Below are 15,526 nucleotides of genomic sequence, written 5' to 3' on the forward strand. Positions count from 1 at the left end.
GACCAGTGTGCGCGGGGGTGCACCGGGGTTCACTGTGCCGGTGACCGAGGACTGGCGGGAGCTGCTGCCGACGGCGTTCCTGCTGGCCGGCAGCGACGCGGGCGCCCGGGACCTGCTCGCGCGCGGCCTGGCCCGCGGGGGCGGGGTCGACGGGCTCGTGCGCGCGCACCTGCGCCGCCGGGTGGGCCGCGACGTGGTGCTCAGCGGGACGTCGGGGACGCCGTGGTGGGTCTCCCCCGCCGACGCCGCGGCGGCCGCCGAGCTGGCCGCCGCGCTCGACGCGCTCACCCGGGCCGAGCGCGCGGCGGTGGTGCTGCACTGGTTCGAGGACCGGCCGGCCGCCGAGGTCGCGCAGCGGGTGCCCGGGGTGGACCTGGCCGCGCTGCCCGGCCGGCTGGGGGTGCCCGCCGACCGGCTGCCGGCCCGGCTGGAGCTGCTGGCCGGGACCGCCCAGCTCGGGGACCTCGACGACGCCGCGGTGGCCGACGGCGTCCGTGCGGTGCGCCGGCGCCGGTGGGTGCGGGCCGGCACGGCCGTCGCGGCGGTGGCCGTGCTCGCGGTCGGCGCGGCCACCCTGCCGGGGGTGGTCCGGCCCCCCGCACCCGCGGCGGAGGCCCCCGCGTCCACCCTGGGCCCGGCCCGCGGGTCGCTGGCCGGGGACACCGGTTTCGTGGCGGCGCTGCGCGACCGGCTGGACCCGGCACCGGACCCGCCGCGGCTGGTCTACGCCGGCGACGCGGCGGGGCGCCGGTGGGCGCTGCTGGCGCAACGGACCGGCGACGGCCTCCAGGTCACCTGGTTCACCGGACCGGCGAGCACGCCGGCCGCCTTCCTCGACCGGGCCCTGACCACCACCAGCGACACCCCGGCGCCGGTGCTCGCGGCGACCGCGGAGGACGAGCGCGGCGCCGCGCTGCTGCTGGTCACCGCCCCCGGCGACGAGGTCGAGGTGTCCTCCGGCGTCGACGTCGCCGCCGACGGCTCGACCTCCCGCAGCTTCCGCCCGGTGGGCACGGCCGACGGCGTCTCGGCCGTGCGGCTGGACCGGGACGGCGGGCAGGGGGTGGTGGCCCGGGTCAGCCGGGACGGCCTGCCGGTGTGGACCGGCCCGGCGTCCAGCCTGCTCACCCAGGGCGCGGCGGCCCCGCCGTCGGCGGTCCCCCGCTCGGGCACCGCGCCCGTCGACCCCCTGGCCTACGAGGTGGCCGTCGACGCCGTCGCCGGTCCGACCGGGCGCCGTCCGGGCAGCCTGGCGGTCACCGTGCTGGGGTCGGGCACCTTCCCCGCCCCGGGCGGTGCCACCGCGCAGGCGGTGACCGTCGCGGTGGCGCTCCCGGGGGGCGCGGTGGCCACGAGCACGGCGTCGGCCACCCCGGACGGCTCGGGCACCCCCTGCGGCACCGCGACCCACCCGGCCGGCACGGACCTGGCGACGCTGACCGTGGTCGCCCGCTGCGCCTCCTACGCCGGGGACTCCTCGACCTTCGGCGCCACGCTGGTGGTCGTCGCCCCGCCCGGCCAGGAGGTGGAGCTCAACACCGGTGCGGGCGGCGCGCTCACCGCACCGGCGCTGGAGGCCGGCTGGGGCTTCCAGGTCGACGGCGCCGACGACCTCACCGTGTTCCGGGCCGACTCGGCGTCCGGGGAGGTGGCCCGGGTGGGCGGCGGGCCCCTCGACGGCCCCTGACGCCACGCGGGAGCAACCTGCCAACAGCGGAACCGTTCCGTATCAGTTGTGGCTCTGGTGGACGCATTCCGGTGGTCCTAGTTTCGGTTGCACCCGATCCAGGGCTCCCCCGGAAGGCTCCCCGATGACCGCAGCGCTCTCCCCCGCCGACGGCCCCGACCTCGACCAGCCCGCCCTGCGCCTGGTCCCACCGCGACGGACCCTGACCCTGCTCGAGGCCGCCCGGATGTGCCCCGTCACCACGAAGGTGCTCTGGGTCGAGTATCTGACCCTGGGCGGCGCGCAGCGCTACGAGGAGTTCTGCGGCCACCTGGCCGACCCGGCCGACGGCGACCCCACCGAGCACGGCCTGGTCGTGCAGACCCTCGCGGAGGTGCTCGCCGACGAGGGCGTCGACGTCGACATCGCCTGATCAGCCCGGCCGGCGGTGCTCCGCGACGAACCGGCCCGGCGGCGTGCCGACCACCGACGTCCAGTCCCGGCTGAAGTGGGCCTGGTCGGCGTAGCCGAGCAGGGCCGCGGTCGCCGCCAGCGACCCCTCCCCCGTCCGCAGCCGCTCGGCGGCCTCCTGCAGCCGCCGTCGCTGCACCAGCCACTTGGGCGTCAGCCCCAGCCGTCGCTGCACCAGCCGCTGCAGGGTCCGCTCCCCCAGCCCGGTGGCCTCGCACAGCTGGCCCACCCGGACCAGGTCGGGCCGGGTCTCGACCAGCTCGACCACCCGGTCGACCAGCTCGCCCTCCGCGTCCACCGGCAGGGACGGGCGCAGCAGGTCGCCGAAGGCCGCCGTGGCCGCCGCGTGCGCCGCCGGGTCGCGAGGGTCGCGGGTCATCGCCGTGCGCACCCGGTCGGCCAGCTCCCGCCCGGGGTCGCCGAGCAGCTCACCGATGTCGACATGGCGATCGGTGAGGGTCGACATGTCGACACCGGACACCAGCGACCCGGCCGCCGGCGTGAGCATCACCCCGACGGCCCACCCCTCCCCGGCGAGCACGGTCTCCGACAACCCGGTGACCACCCCGTAGAAGCGGGCGTACCCGGTGCTGACGACGACGAGGCCGACCGGGTACTGCAGCACCCGCTGCACCGACTCCTGCCCCGGCGGCACCGACCAGACGGGGATCCAGAACCGCTGCACCAGCGGGGCGAGGTCGGCCGGCGGCGCGTAGCGGGACATCGTGTGCGAGCGGTCCCCGGGCGCACGCAGGTGCGCCCGCTCCACCGCACCGGTCGTGTCGGGTTCCATCAAGACCCACCCTGCCGCACCGCGCCAGGGTGGCGGCATGGACCAGACCGCCGCCCGCCACCGCGCCGCCGCCTCCGCCCTGACCGCCGTCCTGGACGCCGTGCCCGCCGACCGGTGGGACAGCCCCTCCCCCTGCGCCGGCTGGACCGCCCGCGACGTCGTCGCGCACGTCGTGGACACCCAGCGCGAACTGCTCACCCGGCACGGCGCGGACGTCGGTGCCCGGCCGGACCTCACCGACCCGGCCGCGGCCTTCCGCGCGCACACCGGCGTCGTGCAGGGGCTGCTCACCGACGAGCTGCTCGGGACCGGCTACGACGGCTTCTTCGGCCCGACGACGGTCGGCGCCACGCTGGAGCAGTTCTACGTGTGGGACCTGCTGGTGCACCGGTGGGACGTCGCCCGGGCCACCGGCGGGGACGAGACCCTCACCGGTGCCGAGCTGGACCGCGTCGAGGCCGGCGCGGAGGGGTTCGGGGAGGCGCTGCACATGGACGGCATCTGCGCACCGGCGCTGCCGGTCGACGAGGACGCCGACCGGCAGACCGCCGTGCTGGCCCGGCTGGGTCGCCGGGCCTGACTCAGCTCGCCGCGCCCAGCGCGTCGGCCACCCGGTGGTGGGTGGCCGCCTCGGCGGGGCGGTGCTGCCGCTCCAGGGTGCGGGCCAGCGCGCGGCGGGCCCAGCCGTCGGCGGGGGCGAGCTCGACCAGCTGGCCGAACGCCTCCTCGGCCCGGGCGAGCTGCGCGGACTCGAAGCAGGCCCGGCCGAGCAGCTCCAGCACCGCGATGTCCTGCGGGTAGGCCGCCACGACCGGGGCCAGGATCGCCACGGCCTCGGTCGGCTGCCCGCTGGTCAGGAACAGCTCGGCGCGGAGGAACTCGGAGTGCAGGTCGATGGTGGTCATCGTGGCCTCCTCTCAGGCGGCCGGTGGAACGCACGGGCACCTCTCGTGCTTCCCGGCCGCCCAGGTGCAGGATCCGCCCCCGCGCGCCGTACGTCGAGGTGGGCCGCACGTAACCTCGGGCGGGCCATGACTGCCCGCGACCGTGCCGACGCCTGCCCGGGTGCGGTGCACACCCACCTGGCCGCCGACGGCCGGCTGGCCCGGGTCCGGGTGCCCGGCGGGCTGCTGAGCGGGGCGCAGCTGCTGGTGCTCGCCCAGGCCGCGGTCGACCTGGCCGACGGCGCGCTGGAGCTGACCAGCCGCGGCAACGTGCAGCTGCGCGGCCTCGCCGACCACGCCCCGCCCGAACTGGCCCGCCGGCTGCACCACGCCGGGCTGCTGCCGTCCGAGGCCCACGAGACCGCGCGGAACGTGGTGGCCAGCGTGCTGTCCGGGCGGGCCGGCGGACTGGTCGACGTCCGGCCGGTGGTGCGGGCACTCGACGCCGGGCTGGTCGCCGACCCCGCGCTGGCCGCGCTGCCCGGCCGCTTCCTGGCCACCGTCGACGACGGCCGCGGCGACGTGCACGGCCTGACCGGGGACGTCGGCCTGGTCGCGGTGGCGCCCGACGCCCTCGCGCTCACCCTGGCCGGGCACGACTCCGGTCTGCGCGCGGCCCCGGCCGACGCGGCCGGCCTGCTGCTGCGCGGGGCCCGCGCGTTCCTGGACGAGCGGTCCGCCCAGGGGTCGTCCGCCTGGCGGCTGCCCGAGCTGGCCGACGGGCCGGCGCGGGTGGCGGCCCGCCTCGGGGGCACGGCCGTGCCGCTCGCGCCGGCCCCGGCCGACCCGCCGGTCGGCTCCGTCGAGCAGGGCGACGGCCGGGTGGCGCTGGTCGGGCTGGTGCCGCTGGGCCGGCTCACCACCGCGGCGCTCGACGTCCTCGTGCAGGTCACCGCGGCGCTGGGCAGCGAGGTGCAGCTGACGCCGTGGCGCAGCGTCGCCGTCCCCGACCTGCCCGACGAGTTCGTCGACGACGTGGCCACCGCGCTGCACTCCGCGGGCCTGGTGTTCGACGCGGCGAGCCCGTGGGCGCAGGTCACCGCGTGCGCCGGGCTGCCCGGCTGCGCGAAGTCGCGGGCCGACGTCCGGGCCGACGCCGCGCGGGCCGTGGCCACCGGCACGCTGCCGGTCGACGGGCCCCAGCACTGGGCCGGGTGCGAGCGCCGCTGCGGCCGCCCGGCAGGATCGGTCGACGTCCTGGCCACCGGTCAGGGCTACGAGATCGGAGCAGGGTGAGCTACCAGTACGAGCACGACGGCGCGGAGATCTACCGGCAGTCCTTCGCCACCATCCGCCGCGAGGCCGAGCTCGACCGGCTGCCGGCCGACGTCGCGCAGGTGACCGTGCGCATGATCCACGCCTGCGGGCAGGTCGACCTGGTCGACGACGTCGCGTGGTCCGACGGCGTGGTGGGCAAGGCCCGCACGGCGCTGGAGCGGGGTGCCCCGGTGCTCTGCGACGCGCAGATGGTCGCTGCCGGCGTCACCCGCAAGCGGCTGCCGGCCTACAACGAGGTGGTCTGCACGCTCAACGACCCGCGGACGCCGGACCTCGCCGCGGCCCTGGCCACCACCCGGACGGCGGCCGCCCTGCAGCTGTGGGGCGACAAGCTGGACGGCGCCGTGGTCGCCATCGGCAACGCCCCGACCGCGCTGTTCCACCTGCTGGAGATGGTCGCCGCCGGCGCACCCCGGCCCGCCGCGGTGGTCGGCATCCCGGTCGGATTCATCGGCGCGGTGGAGAGCAAGGACGCCCTGGCCGCCTCCGACCTGGACTTCCTCGTCGTCCGCGGCCGCCGCGGCGGGTCGGCGATCACCGCCGCCGCGGTCAACGCGCTGGCGAGCACCGCCGAATGACCGGGCGGCTGTACGGGGTGGGGCTCGGCCCCGGCGACCCCGAGCTGGTGACGGTCAAGGCGGCCCGGCTGATCGGCGCGGCCGACGTCGTCGCCTTCCACGCCGCCCGGCACGGCCGCTCGGTCGCCCGGGGGCTGGCCGAGCCCTACCTGCGCGCGGGCCAGGTCGAGGAGCTGCTGGTCTACCCGGTGACCACCGAGACCACCGACCACCCCGGTGGCTACCAGGGCGCGATCGACGAGTTCTACGCCGCGGCGGCCGAGCGGCTGGCCGCGCACCTGGACGCCGGCCGCGACGTCGTCGTCCTCGCCGAGGGCGACCCGTTCTTCTACGGCTCCTACATGCACATGCACAAGCGGCTGGCGCACCGGTACCCGACCGAGGTGGTGCCGGGGGTGACCAGCGTGAGCGGGGCCGCGGCGGTGCTCGGCCGCCCGCTGGTGGAGCGCGACGAGGTGCTCACCGTGCTGCCCGGCACGCTGCCCACCGAGGAGCTCGCCGCCTGGCTGGAGACCGCCGACTCCGCCGCGGTGATGAAGCTGGGCCGCACCTTCCCCGCCGTCCGGGACGCCTTCGCCGTCGCCGGGGTGCTCGACCGGGCCTGGTACGTGGAGCGGGCGACCACCGACCGGGAGCGGGTGCTGCCGCTGGCCGACGTCGACCCGGAGTCGGTGCCCTACTTCTCCCTCGCGCTGCTGCCGTCGGAGCTGACCGGCCCGGGCAACGACGCCGCCGACCTGGCCTCCCCGCCCCGGGTATCGGAAGCTCCACCCCCCTCGGCCACCCCGATGGCCGGGGTGGAGCTTCCGATACCCGTGGGGGTGGGCTCGGTGACCGTGGTCGGGCTCGGGCCCGGCGCCCGCTGGTGGACGACGCCCGAGGCCGCCGCCGCGCTGGCCGAGGCCGACGACCTGGTGGGCTACGGCCCCTACCTGGACCGGGTGGCGGCCAACCCGCGGCAGGTCAAGCACCCCAGCGACAACCGGGTCGAGGCCGAGCGCGCGGCCGCCGCGCTGGCGATGGCCCGGGCCGGCCGCCGGGTCGCGGTGGTGTCCAGCGGCGACCCGGGGGTGTTCGCGATGGCCGCGGCGGTGCTCGAGGTGGCCGCGGCGGACTTCCCCGACGTCCCGGTACGGGTGCTGCCCGGCATCACCGCCGCGCAGGCCGTGGCGTCGAAGGTGGGCGCCCCGCTCGGGCACGACTTCTGCATCCTGTCGCTGTCGGACGTGCTCAAGCCGTGGGACGTCGTCCTGGACCGGCTCCGCCACGCCGCGGCCGCCGACCTGGTGATCGCGCTCTACAACCCCCGGTCGAAGGCACGGCCGCACCAGCTGTTCGAGGCGCGCGAGGCACTGCTGGAGGTGCGCGACCCGGGCACGGTGGTGGTGGTCGGCCGCGACGTCGGCGGGCCGGAGGAGTCGCTGACCGTGACCACGCTGGGCGACCTCGACCCGGGCACGGTGGACATGCGCTGCCTGGTGATGATCGGCAGCACCCGGACCCGGGTGACCCCGTCCGGCCAGGTCTACACCAGCCGCAGCTACCCCTGACCGTGCACCCAGCGCCCTCCGATGACCGTTCCGGGGGCGCTGGCTGCACAGTCGATCAGCGCAGCGGCACGCCCAGCTGAGCGGCCCGCGCCACCAGCGCAGCGCCGATCCGCTCGACGAGGCCGGTCATGTCGTGGTGGTCCGGCGCGGTGACGTAGAACAGCTGCCAGCCGAGCGCCTGCACCTCGTTGAGCACGCGCCGGTCCTTCGGCAGCCGGAAGCGGGACTCGGGGTGCAGCGTCGTCGCCAGGTGCGGCGCGCCGTCGTACTCGACGGCGAACCGCAGGTGCGGCCAGGCGAAGTCGAGCTCCTTGACGCGTCGGCCGTCCGGCCGGGCCAACCGGTACTGGGCGACCGGACGCGGCCAGGGAGCGGCGTGCAACCTCAGCCGCAACCTCGTCTCGGGCGGGGAGCCGGCGAGGCCGTCGGCATCCCGCAGCGCTGCCTGCATGCCCCGGCAACCCCGCCCCGTCCACCAGCGCGCTGCGGAGCGCAGCGAGGCGATGGTCGTGAGACCGGCGGAGCAGAACTGGTCGAGGACCACCACCGACTCGACGTGGGTGCGGGCGGGGTCCCCAGCCAGGTCCAGCGCGGCGTGGTCGGGCCACAGGGTCGGGACGTCGCGCAGCCACGGCGGGCAGCCGATCTGGTGATCGGCGAACGACCGTCGGCGCACGACCAGGCCGCGGGTGCGGGTGCTGCGGCCCACCGGGACGGAGACCTCGACCTCCTCGGCTGCGGCCGCGCCGTCGGGGCCGTCGACGTCGACCCGCCAGAGCCAGGCCCCGCTCCGGCCGGTGACCACGCCGTCGGGGAGCAGGACGGCGGCCGCGCGGGCGCGCAGCTCGTGGTCGACCGGGGTGGTTACCGGCGCGTAGACGTCGCGGAGCACCCGCTGCCAGCGTGGACCGCGCAGCTGCTTGGGCGTGAGCAGGCCGCGGGCCACGGCGTCGGTGCCACGGAACGGGGCTGCGAGGACGTCGTCGGTGGCCAGCACGGCCCGCAGGCTGCCCGATCCGACCGGATCGTGCTGGCGCCGTCCACAGGCTGCGTCGAGTGTGCAGCTGCGGCCTCCCGCGTCCCGTCCTGGGGGCCGTGCCTGCACACTCGACGGCCGCAGGCGGCGGGCACCGGCGGCGGGTGGCGGGAACAGGTGCGGGGTGCAACGGCTTCACCCTCCCTGTGCGCACACTCTCGCGGCCGGCGGCGTTCTGGTCGGTGGCGGTGCTGCTGGTCCTGGTGCTCGCCGCCTCCGGCGTCCCGTCCCCGCTCTACCGGGTCTACGCCGAGGAGTTCGGGTTCGGCACCGGCACGCTGACCCTGGTCTTCGCCGTCTACGCCTTCGCCCTGCTGCTGGCCCTGCTCACCGTCGGCGCGCTCAGCGACCACGTCGGACGGCGGCCGGTGCTGGCGGTGGCGCTGCTGGTCGAGGCCGCCGCGATGGGCATGTTCGTGCTGGCCGACGGCGTGGGCTGGCTGCTCGCCGCCCGCGTGGTGCAGGGCCTGGCGACCGGTGCGATGACCGGCGCGTTCGGCGCGGCGCTGCTGGACCTGCAGCGGCCGGCCAAGCCGCTCGGCCCGCTCATCAACTCCGCCTCCCCCGGCTTCGGCCTGTCCGCGGGCGCGCTGGGCGCCTCGATCGCCGTCCAGCTGCTGGCCAGCCCCGGCGCGTGGGTGTTCGGCGTCCTGGCCGGGGTGTTCGTGGTGGCCGCGGTCCTGACCTGGGTGGCGCTGCCGGAGTCCTCCCCGCGGGCGCCGGGCGCGCTGGCGTCGCTGCGGCCCAGCGTGCACGTGCCGCGCACCAGCCGGCGCGCGTTCCTCGTCGTCCTGCCCTGCCTGGCCGCGACCTGGGCGCTGGGCGGGCTGTACGCATCCCTCGGCCCGTCGCTGGTGGCCGGGGTGTTCGGGGTGCAGAACCACGTGGCCGGCGGACTGCTCATCCTGGCCCTCAACGGCACCGGCATCATCGGGTCGCTGGCCACCCGCGGGCTGCCCCCGGCCACCGGGATGGTCACCGGCGCCCTGGTCTTCGTCGTCGGCGTGGGCGGCACGATCGCCGCGCTGGCCGCCGGGTCGCTCCCCCTGTTCTACGTCGCCGCGGTGGTCAGCGGCTTCGGCTTCGGGTCGGCGTTCCTCGGCGCGATGGCCACCGTGACCGCCGGCGTGGACCCCGCGCAGCGTGCGGGCCTGCTGTCGGCGGTGTTCACGGTCAGCTACCTGGCGTTCAGCCTGCCGGCGATCGCCGCGGGGCTGGCCGCCGGACCGCTCGGGCTGACGACGACGGCGGAGGTCTACGGCGCGGTCGTGGTGGCGCTGGCGCTGACCGCGGTGGCCGGGCTGGTCCGCGACCGCCGGCCGGTGCCGGTCACAGCAGACTGAGCCGCCGCTGCTCGCGGAGCGCGGCGAAGACCTGGGCCCGGATGAGGTCCTGCAGGCTCTCGGCCAGGTCGACGAAGGCGACGGTCACGTCCCAGCCTGTCTCGTCGCCGATGACGGTCTGCAGCTGACCGGGCAGCGGGAAGACCGCGCCGCGCAGCAGCAGGCCGATGTCCACCGCCGCGCCCTCGACCGGCGCGCCGGCGCCCAGCTCCAGCCGGCCGCGCAGACCCGCCTCGCTGAGGTCGGTGGTGCGGCCGCGCAGGACCAGCCGGCTGTCCCGCTCGGTGAGCTGCACCTTCAGCCGCAGCGGCGCACGGACGGCGTCCCGGCGGTTGCCGCGCTCGGCGGCGCCCACGGGCAGCAGCTGCCACCGGACGCCGGTGCGGACCGGCCACCGCATGGCCACCCGCGCCAGCACGGTGTGCACGCCCTCCGGCGCGGTCCAGTACAGGCGCAGCGGCTCGGTGGCGGCGGGGGCGACCGGGAGCTCCACGACGACGCCGTCGGCGTGCCGCTGGGCGACCCGGCCGGTGACCACCTCGGCCCCCGCGACGACGTCGACCAGCGCCCCCGGCACCGGCAGCTCCACGACCACGTCCACTCCTCCGTCTGTGCGGCGCTGGTGCGCCCTCTGAGCAGGGTGATCGGCCGGGGACGCCCACCTGATGAGTCCCCGGGCGGGTGATCACCCGCCCGGGTCAGCCGCGCAGCCGGGCCAGCGCGGCGGGCACCTCGTCCGGGTGCGCGACCACGACGGCCGCCCCGGCCTGCGCCAGCTCCCCCGGCCGGGCCGGCCCCCACCCGGCGCCGACGCACGGCAGGTCGTGCACGCGGGCGCCCACGACGTCCTGGGCGCGGTCGCCGACCAGCACCGGCTGCTCCCCCGGGTGGGCGGCCAGCGCCAGGCCGACGACCTGCTGCTTGTGCCGCACCCGGCCGTCCAGCGTCGCGCCGTGCACCCCGGCGAAGGCGTCCCGCAGCCCGGCGTGCTCGAGGATCCGCTCGGCGAAGGTCGCGGGCTTGGAGGTGGCGACGGCGAGCAGCTGGCCGTCCTCCCGCAGCGCCGTCAGCAGCTCCGGGACGCCGGGGAAGACGGGCGCGTCGAGCATCGCGCCGGCGCTGTAGTGCGCGCGGTAGGCGGCCACGGCGCGGTCGACGTCGGCGTCCCCGAGCCCGAACAGGCCGGCGAAGCCGTCCTGCAGCGGCGGGCCGACCATCGCGGTGAGCTGCTCGGCGGTCGGCTCGGGCAGCCCGAGCTCGGCGGCGGCGACCCGGATCGAGGCGTGGATTCCCGGCGCGGAGTCGACCAGCGTGCCGTCGAGGTCGAAGAGGGTCAGGACAGCCACTGGGCCGCCTCCGCGACGGTGCCGACGACGGGGACGCCGGCCGGCAGCGGGGGGCGGCGGACCAGCACCACCGGGATGCCGAGCTCGCGCGCGGCGACCAGCTTGGCCGCGGTCATGTGCCCTCCCGAGTCCTTGCTGACGACGACGTCGACGGCGTGCTCCCGCATGAGGGCGAGCTCGTCGGCCACGGTGAACGGACCGCGGGCCAGCACCAGGGTCGCGCCCGGGGGCAGCGGCTCGGTGGGCGGGTCCACGCAGCGCACCAGCACCGCGCCGGGCAGCCCGGCGAAGGCCCCGACCCCCTGCCGGCCGGTGGTGAGGAACGCGGTGCCGCTGACCACCGAGGCCGCCTCCTGCAGGTCGGCGACCGACCGCCAGTCGTCGCCCGGGCCCGCGGTCCAGCCGGGCCGCTGCAACCGGAGGAGGGGGGTGCCCGCCCCGGCGCAGGCGGCCGCGGCGTTGGCGGTCATCCCGGCGGCGAAGGGGTGGGTGGCGTCCACGACCGCGGCCGGCCGGTGCCCGGCCAGCCAGCGCACCAACCCGGGGACGCCGCCGAACCCGCCCACGCGCACCTCGCCGTCGGGCAGCACGGGGTCGGCCAGCCGGCCGGCGAGGGAGGAGACCACGTGCTCGCCCCGGGCGGTGAGGACGGCGGCCAGCTCGCGCGCCTCCCCCGTGCCGCCCAGGACGAGGATCACCGCGCGCGCGTCGTGGAGTAGAGGTGGCTGTCGGGGAAGGCGGCCGCGGTGAGCACCGGGCCGACCACCACCACCGCGGTGCGGACGACGCCGGCCGCCGCGACCTGGTCGGCGATGTCGGCGAGGGTGCCGCGCAGCACCAGCTCGTCGTCGCGGGAGGCGCGGGCGACGACCGCGACGGGGCCGTCGGGGCCGTAGTGCTCGGCCAGCTGCGGGGCCAGCTCGGCGATCCGCTGCACGGCCAGGTGCAGCACGATCGTGGCGCCGGTGGCGGCGTAGGCGGCGAGCTCCTCCCCCGGCGGCATCGGCGTGGAGCGGGCCGACGTCCGGGTGAGCACCACGGTCTGGCCGACGCCGGGGACGGTCAGCTCGCGCTTGAGCGAGGCGGCCGCGGCGGCGAAGGCCGGCACCCCGGGGACGACGTCGTAGGGCACCCCGGCGGCGTCCAGCCGGCGCATCTGCTCGGCCACCGCGCTCCACACCGACGGGTCCCCGGAGTGCAGCCGGGCGACGTCGGAGCCGGCCTCGTGCGCGGCGACGAGCTCGGCGGTGATGGCGTCCAGGTCGAGGTCGGCGGTGTCGACCAGCCGGGCACCGGGCCGGGCGGTGTCCAGCAGCTCGCGCGGCACCAGCGCGCCGGCGTAGAGCACCACGGGGCACTGCGCGAGCAGCCGGGCGCCGCGCAGGGTCATCAGGTCGGCCGCCCCCGGGCCCGCGCCGATGAAGTGGACGGTCACCGGGTGCCGCTCCAGATGGTCACCGGCATGGCCGGCTTCCAGCCGAGGAACCCGCCGACCGGCTCGGCCCGCTGCACCGCCAGGCGCACCATCGAGCCGCCGTAGCGGGACTGCCAGTCGGCCAGCACGGCCTCGCTCTGCACGGTGACGGCGTTGACCACCATCCGGCCGCCGGGGGCCAGCGCGTCCCAGCAGGCGTCCAGCAGCAGCGGGGTGGTGGCGCCGCCGCCGACGAAGACGGCGTCGGGCTGCGGCAGCCGCCCGAACACCTCGGGGGCACTGCCGTGCACCACGCGCAGGTAGGGCACGCCCAGCCGCGAGGCGTTGCGGGCGATCCGCTCGGCGCGCTCGGCGACCGCCTCGACGGCGACCGCGCGGCAGCCGGGGTGGGCGCGCATCCACTCGATGCCGATGGAGCCCGATCCCGCGCCGATGTCCCACAGCAGCTGGCCGGGCACCGGGGCGAGCCGGGCCAGGGTGACCGCGCGGACCTCGTTCTTGGTCAGCTGGCCGTCGTGCTCGTAGGCGTCGTCGGGCAGGCCGGGGGTGGTGGGCATCGGCGCGGTGCCGCTGACCGCGCGGCACTCCACGGCGGTGACCACCAGCGGCTGCGGCTGCGCGCCCCAGTCGGCCGCCGTCCCGCTGGTGATGCTCTCCTCGGGGCCGCCGAGGGAGGCCAGGGCGGTGACCACCGACTCGCCGTAGCCCCGGGCGGTGAGCAGCCCGGCGACCGCGGCGGGGGTGCCGCCGTCCGACCCCAGGACCAGCAGGCGGCGGCCGGGGTGCACGTGCGGGTGCAGCAGCTCCAGCGGCCGGCCGACCAGCGACACCACCTGGGTGTCCTCGACCGCCCAGCCCAGCCGGGCGCAGGCCAGCGAGACCGAGGACGGCGCGGGCAGCACCCGGACGGCGTCGGCGCCCAGCTCGCGCACCAGCGTCGTCCCGACGCCGGACAGCATCGGGTCACCGGAGGCGAGGACGACGACCGAGCGGCCGGCGAGCTCGGCGAACAGGCCCGGGATCGCCGGGACCAGCGGCGAGGGCCACGGGCGGCGCTCGGCGTCGACCGGCACCAGGTCGAGCTGGCGGGGGCTGCCGACCAGCACGTCGGCGGCCTCGACCGCGGCGCGGGACAGCGGCGGCAGGCCGTCCCACCCGTCGGCGCCGATGCCCACCACGACGATCACGCGGGCAGGTCCCCCTGGGGCCCCGCGGCCTCGGCGAGCAGCTGCTCGCGCTGCTCGGCGGGCAGCCGGTCGACGTAGACGGTGCCCTCGAGGTGGTCGCACTCGTGCTGCAGGCAGCGCGCGGCCATGCCGGTGGCCTCGATGCAGGTCGGGTCGCCGTGCACGTCGACGCCGTCGACCCGGGCGCGGAAGGCCCGGTCCAGCTCGGCGTAGGGGCCCGGCACCGACAGGCAGCCCTCCTCGGTGCGCTCGATCTCCGGCTCGCCCTCCAGCGGCTCCAGCACGGTGAGCTTGGGGTTGACCACGTAGCCGACGACGTCGTTGCCCTCGGCGTCCGGGCAGTCGATGACGAAGACCTGCGCGTCGACGCCGATCTGGTTGGCGGCCAGGCCGACCCCGTCGGCGGCCTGCATGGAGGCGAACATGTCCAGCACCAGGTGCCGCAGGTCGCGGTCGAAGGCGGTCACGTCGGCGCAGCGCCGGTGCAGGACCGGGTTGCTGCCGTAGGTGACGATCGGCCGGGCGACGCCGTCGTAACGGCCGGGCAGGCGCATGGGCGCCGATCGTAGTTGGCACCATCGGCACCCGTGGACGTCGCGGGAGCTGCCGGGATCGCGCTGGGCGCGGCCGCCGACCTGGTGCTCGCCGACCCGCACCGCGGGCACCCGGTCGCGGGCTTCGGCCGGGTGGCCGCTGCGCTGGAGCGGCGGACCCACCGGGACTCCCGGACGGCGGGGGCGCTGCACTGGGCGGCCTTGGTGCTGCCGCTGGCCGCGGTCCGCACGCCGCGGGGACCCCTGGCGCGGACGGCGGCCACCGCGGTCGCGACCTGGGCGGTGCTCGGGGGGACGTCGCTGGGCCGGGCCGGCGCCCGGATGGACGCCCTGCTCGACGACCTGCCCGCCGCCCGCGCGCACCTGCCCACCCTGGCCGGCCGGGACCCGTCGTCCCTGGGCGGGGCCGAGCTGGTGCGGGCCACCGTGGAGTCGGTCGCGGAGAACACCTCCGACGCCGCGGTGGCGCCGCTGGTGTGGGGCGCGGTCGCCGGCGTCCCGGGCCTGCTGGCCTACCGCGCGGTGAACACCCTGGACGCCATGGTCGGGTACCGCTCGGACCGGTACGCCCGCTTCGGCTGGGCGTCGGCGCGGGCGGACGACGCCGCCAACTGGGTGCCCGCCCGGCTGACCGCCGCGTTGACCGTCGTCGTGGCGCCGCTGGTGGGCGGGTCGGCCTCCGGTGCGCTGGCCGCGTGGCGGCGGGACGGCGGCGCCCACCCCAGCCCGAACTCCGGCCGCTGCGAGGCCGCGGCGGCCGGGGCCCTCGGCGTCCGGCTGGGTGGGCGCAACGTCTACGGCACCCGGGTGGAGGACCGGCCCACGATGGGCGACGGCGAGCCCCCGGTCCGGGCCGACATCGGCCGGGCGGTGCGGCTGTCCCGCGCGGTGTGGACGACCGCCGCCGCCCTCGCCGTCGCCGCCCGCCTCCTCCGCCGGTAGGGCCCGGCCTCCGCCGGTAGGGCCCGGCATCGATCAGGTGGGTTGATCCAGGTCCGTCCTCCCTCGCCGGATCTGGTGCAGGGGGATGGACATGGATCAGGTGGGTTGATCGTCGTCCGTCCTGGCTCGCCGGTGCCGGTGAACCAGGACGGACCTCGACCAGCCGGGCTGATCAGTGCCGGACCGGGCGGAGGCGGTGGACGGCCGCCGGCCGCCGTGGCGCGCGGGCGGGTGCGGTGGCGCGGCGGTGCACGACACCGCGGGGTGCGGGCCAGCCGGCGCCCGGGTGGCTGCGCGGCGGGTCGGCCGGGCCGCGCCCACCGCGGGCGGTGACCACCACCGTCGCGACCAGCAGCGCGAGCAGGACCAGCAGGACAAGGACTCCACCGATGCTCATGCCGCC

Annotated in this window: 18 protein-coding genes; 8 read left to right on the plus strand and 10 right to left on the minus strand. The window is 77.5% G+C overall.

All coding sequences use genetic code 11. The features are described from left to right. Positions 1–40: 40 nt before the first annotated feature. Together BLT39_RS02240 and BLT39_RS02245 are read left to right on the plus strand one after the other, a co-directional pair. Entirely contained in the window at positions 41–1,687 is a 1,647-nt protein-coding gene (locus BLT39_RS02240) for a hypothetical protein (protein WP_131801382.1), read from the plus strand. A gap of 124 nt (positions 1,688–1,811) precedes the next feature. Further along, entirely contained in the window at positions 1,812–2,099 is a 288-nt protein-coding gene (locus BLT39_RS02245) for a hypothetical protein (protein WP_091057888.1), read from the plus strand. On the opposite strand, the gene BLT39_RS02250 is transcribed toward BLT39_RS02245, so the two are convergent. After that, positions 2,100–2,930, minus strand: coding sequence for a helix-turn-helix domain-containing protein (locus BLT39_RS02250; RefSeq protein ID WP_091057892.1), 831 nt, complete (start codon positions 2,928–2,930; stop codon positions 2,100–2,102). Positions 2,931–2,967: 37 nt separating this feature from the next. On the opposite strand from BLT39_RS02250, the gene BLT39_RS02255 reads away from it, so the two are divergent. Then, entirely contained in the window at positions 2,968–3,510 is a 543-nt protein-coding gene (locus tag BLT39_RS02255; protein ID WP_091057896.1) for a TIGR03086 family metal-binding protein, read from the plus strand. A gap of 1 nt (position 3,511) precedes the next feature. On the opposite strand, the gene BLT39_RS02260 is transcribed toward BLT39_RS02255, so the two are convergent. Then, positions 3,512–3,835: a tetratricopeptide repeat protein gene (locus tag BLT39_RS02260; protein ID WP_091057900.1), complete on the minus strand. Its 324-nt coding sequence runs from the start codon at positions 3,833–3,835 to the stop codon at positions 3,512–3,514. Between the two features lie 126 nt (positions 3,836–3,961). Between BLT39_RS02260 and cobG the strand changes: the two genes are divergently transcribed. The 3 genes from cobG to BLT39_RS02275 are packed head-to-tail and all read left to right on the plus strand — an operon-like array spanning position 3,962 to position 7,280. Continuing rightward, positions 3,962–5,110, plus strand: a complete 1,149-nt coding sequence (cobG, locus tag BLT39_RS02265) for a precorrin-3B synthase (protein WP_091057905.1) — start codon at positions 3,962–3,964, stop codon at positions 5,108–5,110. Next, positions 5,107–5,730 (plus strand): precorrin-8X methylmutase, encoded by a 624-nt coding sequence (locus BLT39_RS02270; protein ID WP_091057909.1) that lies wholly within the window; start codon positions 5,107–5,109, stop codon positions 5,728–5,730. The genes cobG and BLT39_RS02270 overlap by 4 nt, the downstream gene beginning before the upstream one ends. Continuing rightward, positions 5,727–7,280, plus strand: coding sequence for a precorrin-2 C(20)-methyltransferase (locus BLT39_RS02275; RefSeq protein WP_091057913.1), 1,554 nt, complete (start codon positions 5,727–5,729; stop codon positions 7,278–7,280). The genes BLT39_RS02270 and BLT39_RS02275 overlap by 4 nt, the downstream gene beginning before the upstream one ends. Positions 7,281–7,335: 55 nt before the next feature. On the opposite strand, the gene BLT39_RS02280 is transcribed toward BLT39_RS02275, so the two are convergent. Further along, positions 7,336–8,277: a hypothetical protein gene (locus tag BLT39_RS02280; RefSeq protein WP_242658098.1), complete on the minus strand. Its 942-nt coding sequence runs from the start codon at positions 8,275–8,277 to the stop codon at positions 7,336–7,338. 185 nt (positions 8,278–8,462) lie between these two features. On the opposite strand from BLT39_RS02280, the gene BLT39_RS02285 reads away from it, so the two are divergent. Continuing rightward, entirely contained in the window at positions 8,463–9,659 is a 1,197-nt protein-coding gene (locus BLT39_RS02285; RefSeq protein ID WP_242658099.1) for an MFS transporter, read from the plus strand. Here BLT39_RS02285 and BLT39_RS02290 read toward each other — a convergent pair. The 6 genes from BLT39_RS02290 to def form a co-directional block, all read right to left on the minus strand. Beyond that, positions 9,646–10,254 carry a PilZ domain-containing protein gene (locus BLT39_RS02290; protein ID WP_091057920.1) on the minus strand — a complete coding sequence of 203 codons (609 nt, stop codon included), beginning with the start codon at positions 10,252–10,254 and terminating at the stop codon, positions 9,646–9,648. The genes BLT39_RS02285 and BLT39_RS02290 overlap by 14 nt on opposite strands. 103 nt (positions 10,255–10,357) lie before the next feature. Further along, positions 10,358–11,005, minus strand: coding sequence for an HAD hydrolase-like protein (locus BLT39_RS02295; RefSeq protein WP_091057923.1), 648 nt, complete (start codon positions 11,003–11,005; stop codon positions 10,358–10,360). After that, entirely contained in the window at positions 10,993–11,703 is a 711-nt protein-coding gene (locus tag BLT39_RS02300; protein ID WP_207507524.1) for a cobalt-precorrin-6A reductase, read from the minus strand. Before BLT39_RS02300 ends, BLT39_RS02295 begins: the two co-directional genes overlap by 13 nt. After that, a complete protein-coding gene (cobM, locus tag BLT39_RS02305; protein ID WP_091057927.1) occupies positions 11,700–12,440 on the minus strand; it encodes a precorrin-4 C(11)-methyltransferase in 741 nt (246 codons plus the stop codon). Before cobM ends, BLT39_RS02300 begins: the two co-directional genes overlap by 4 nt. Then, positions 12,437–13,627, minus strand: coding sequence for a precorrin-6y C5,15-methyltransferase (decarboxylating) subunit CbiE (gene cbiE, locus BLT39_RS02310; RefSeq protein ID WP_091057931.1), 1,191 nt, complete (start codon positions 13,625–13,627; stop codon positions 12,437–12,439). Before cbiE ends, cobM begins: the two co-directional genes overlap by 4 nt. Further along, positions 13,624–14,181 (minus strand): peptide deformylase, encoded by a 558-nt coding sequence (gene def, locus BLT39_RS02315; protein WP_091057936.1) that lies wholly within the window; start codon positions 14,179–14,181, stop codon positions 13,624–13,626. Before def ends, cbiE begins: the two co-directional genes overlap by 4 nt. 33 nt (positions 14,182–14,214) lie before the next feature. Here def and BLT39_RS02320 point away from each other — a divergent pair, with 33 nt between their 5' ends. After that, the gene (locus tag BLT39_RS02320; RefSeq protein ID WP_091057939.1) at positions 14,215–15,123 is read left to right on the plus strand and encodes a cobalamin biosynthesis protein; all 909 of its coding nucleotides are present in this window, start codon (positions 14,215–14,217) and stop codon (positions 15,121–15,123) included. A 172-nt stretch (positions 15,124–15,295) separates the two neighbouring features. On the opposite strand, the gene BLT39_RS02325 is transcribed toward BLT39_RS02320, so the two are convergent. Further along, positions 15,296–15,520, minus strand: coding sequence for a hypothetical protein (locus BLT39_RS02325; RefSeq protein WP_091057943.1), 225 nt, complete (start codon positions 15,518–15,520; stop codon positions 15,296–15,298). Between the last annotated feature and the right edge of the window lie 6 nt (positions 15,521–15,526).

This window comes from Klenkia brasiliensis (assembly GCF_900100695.1).
GTDB classification, from domain to species: Bacteria; Actinomycetota; Actinomycetes; order Mycobacteriales; family Geodermatophilaceae; genus Klenkia; species Klenkia brasiliensis.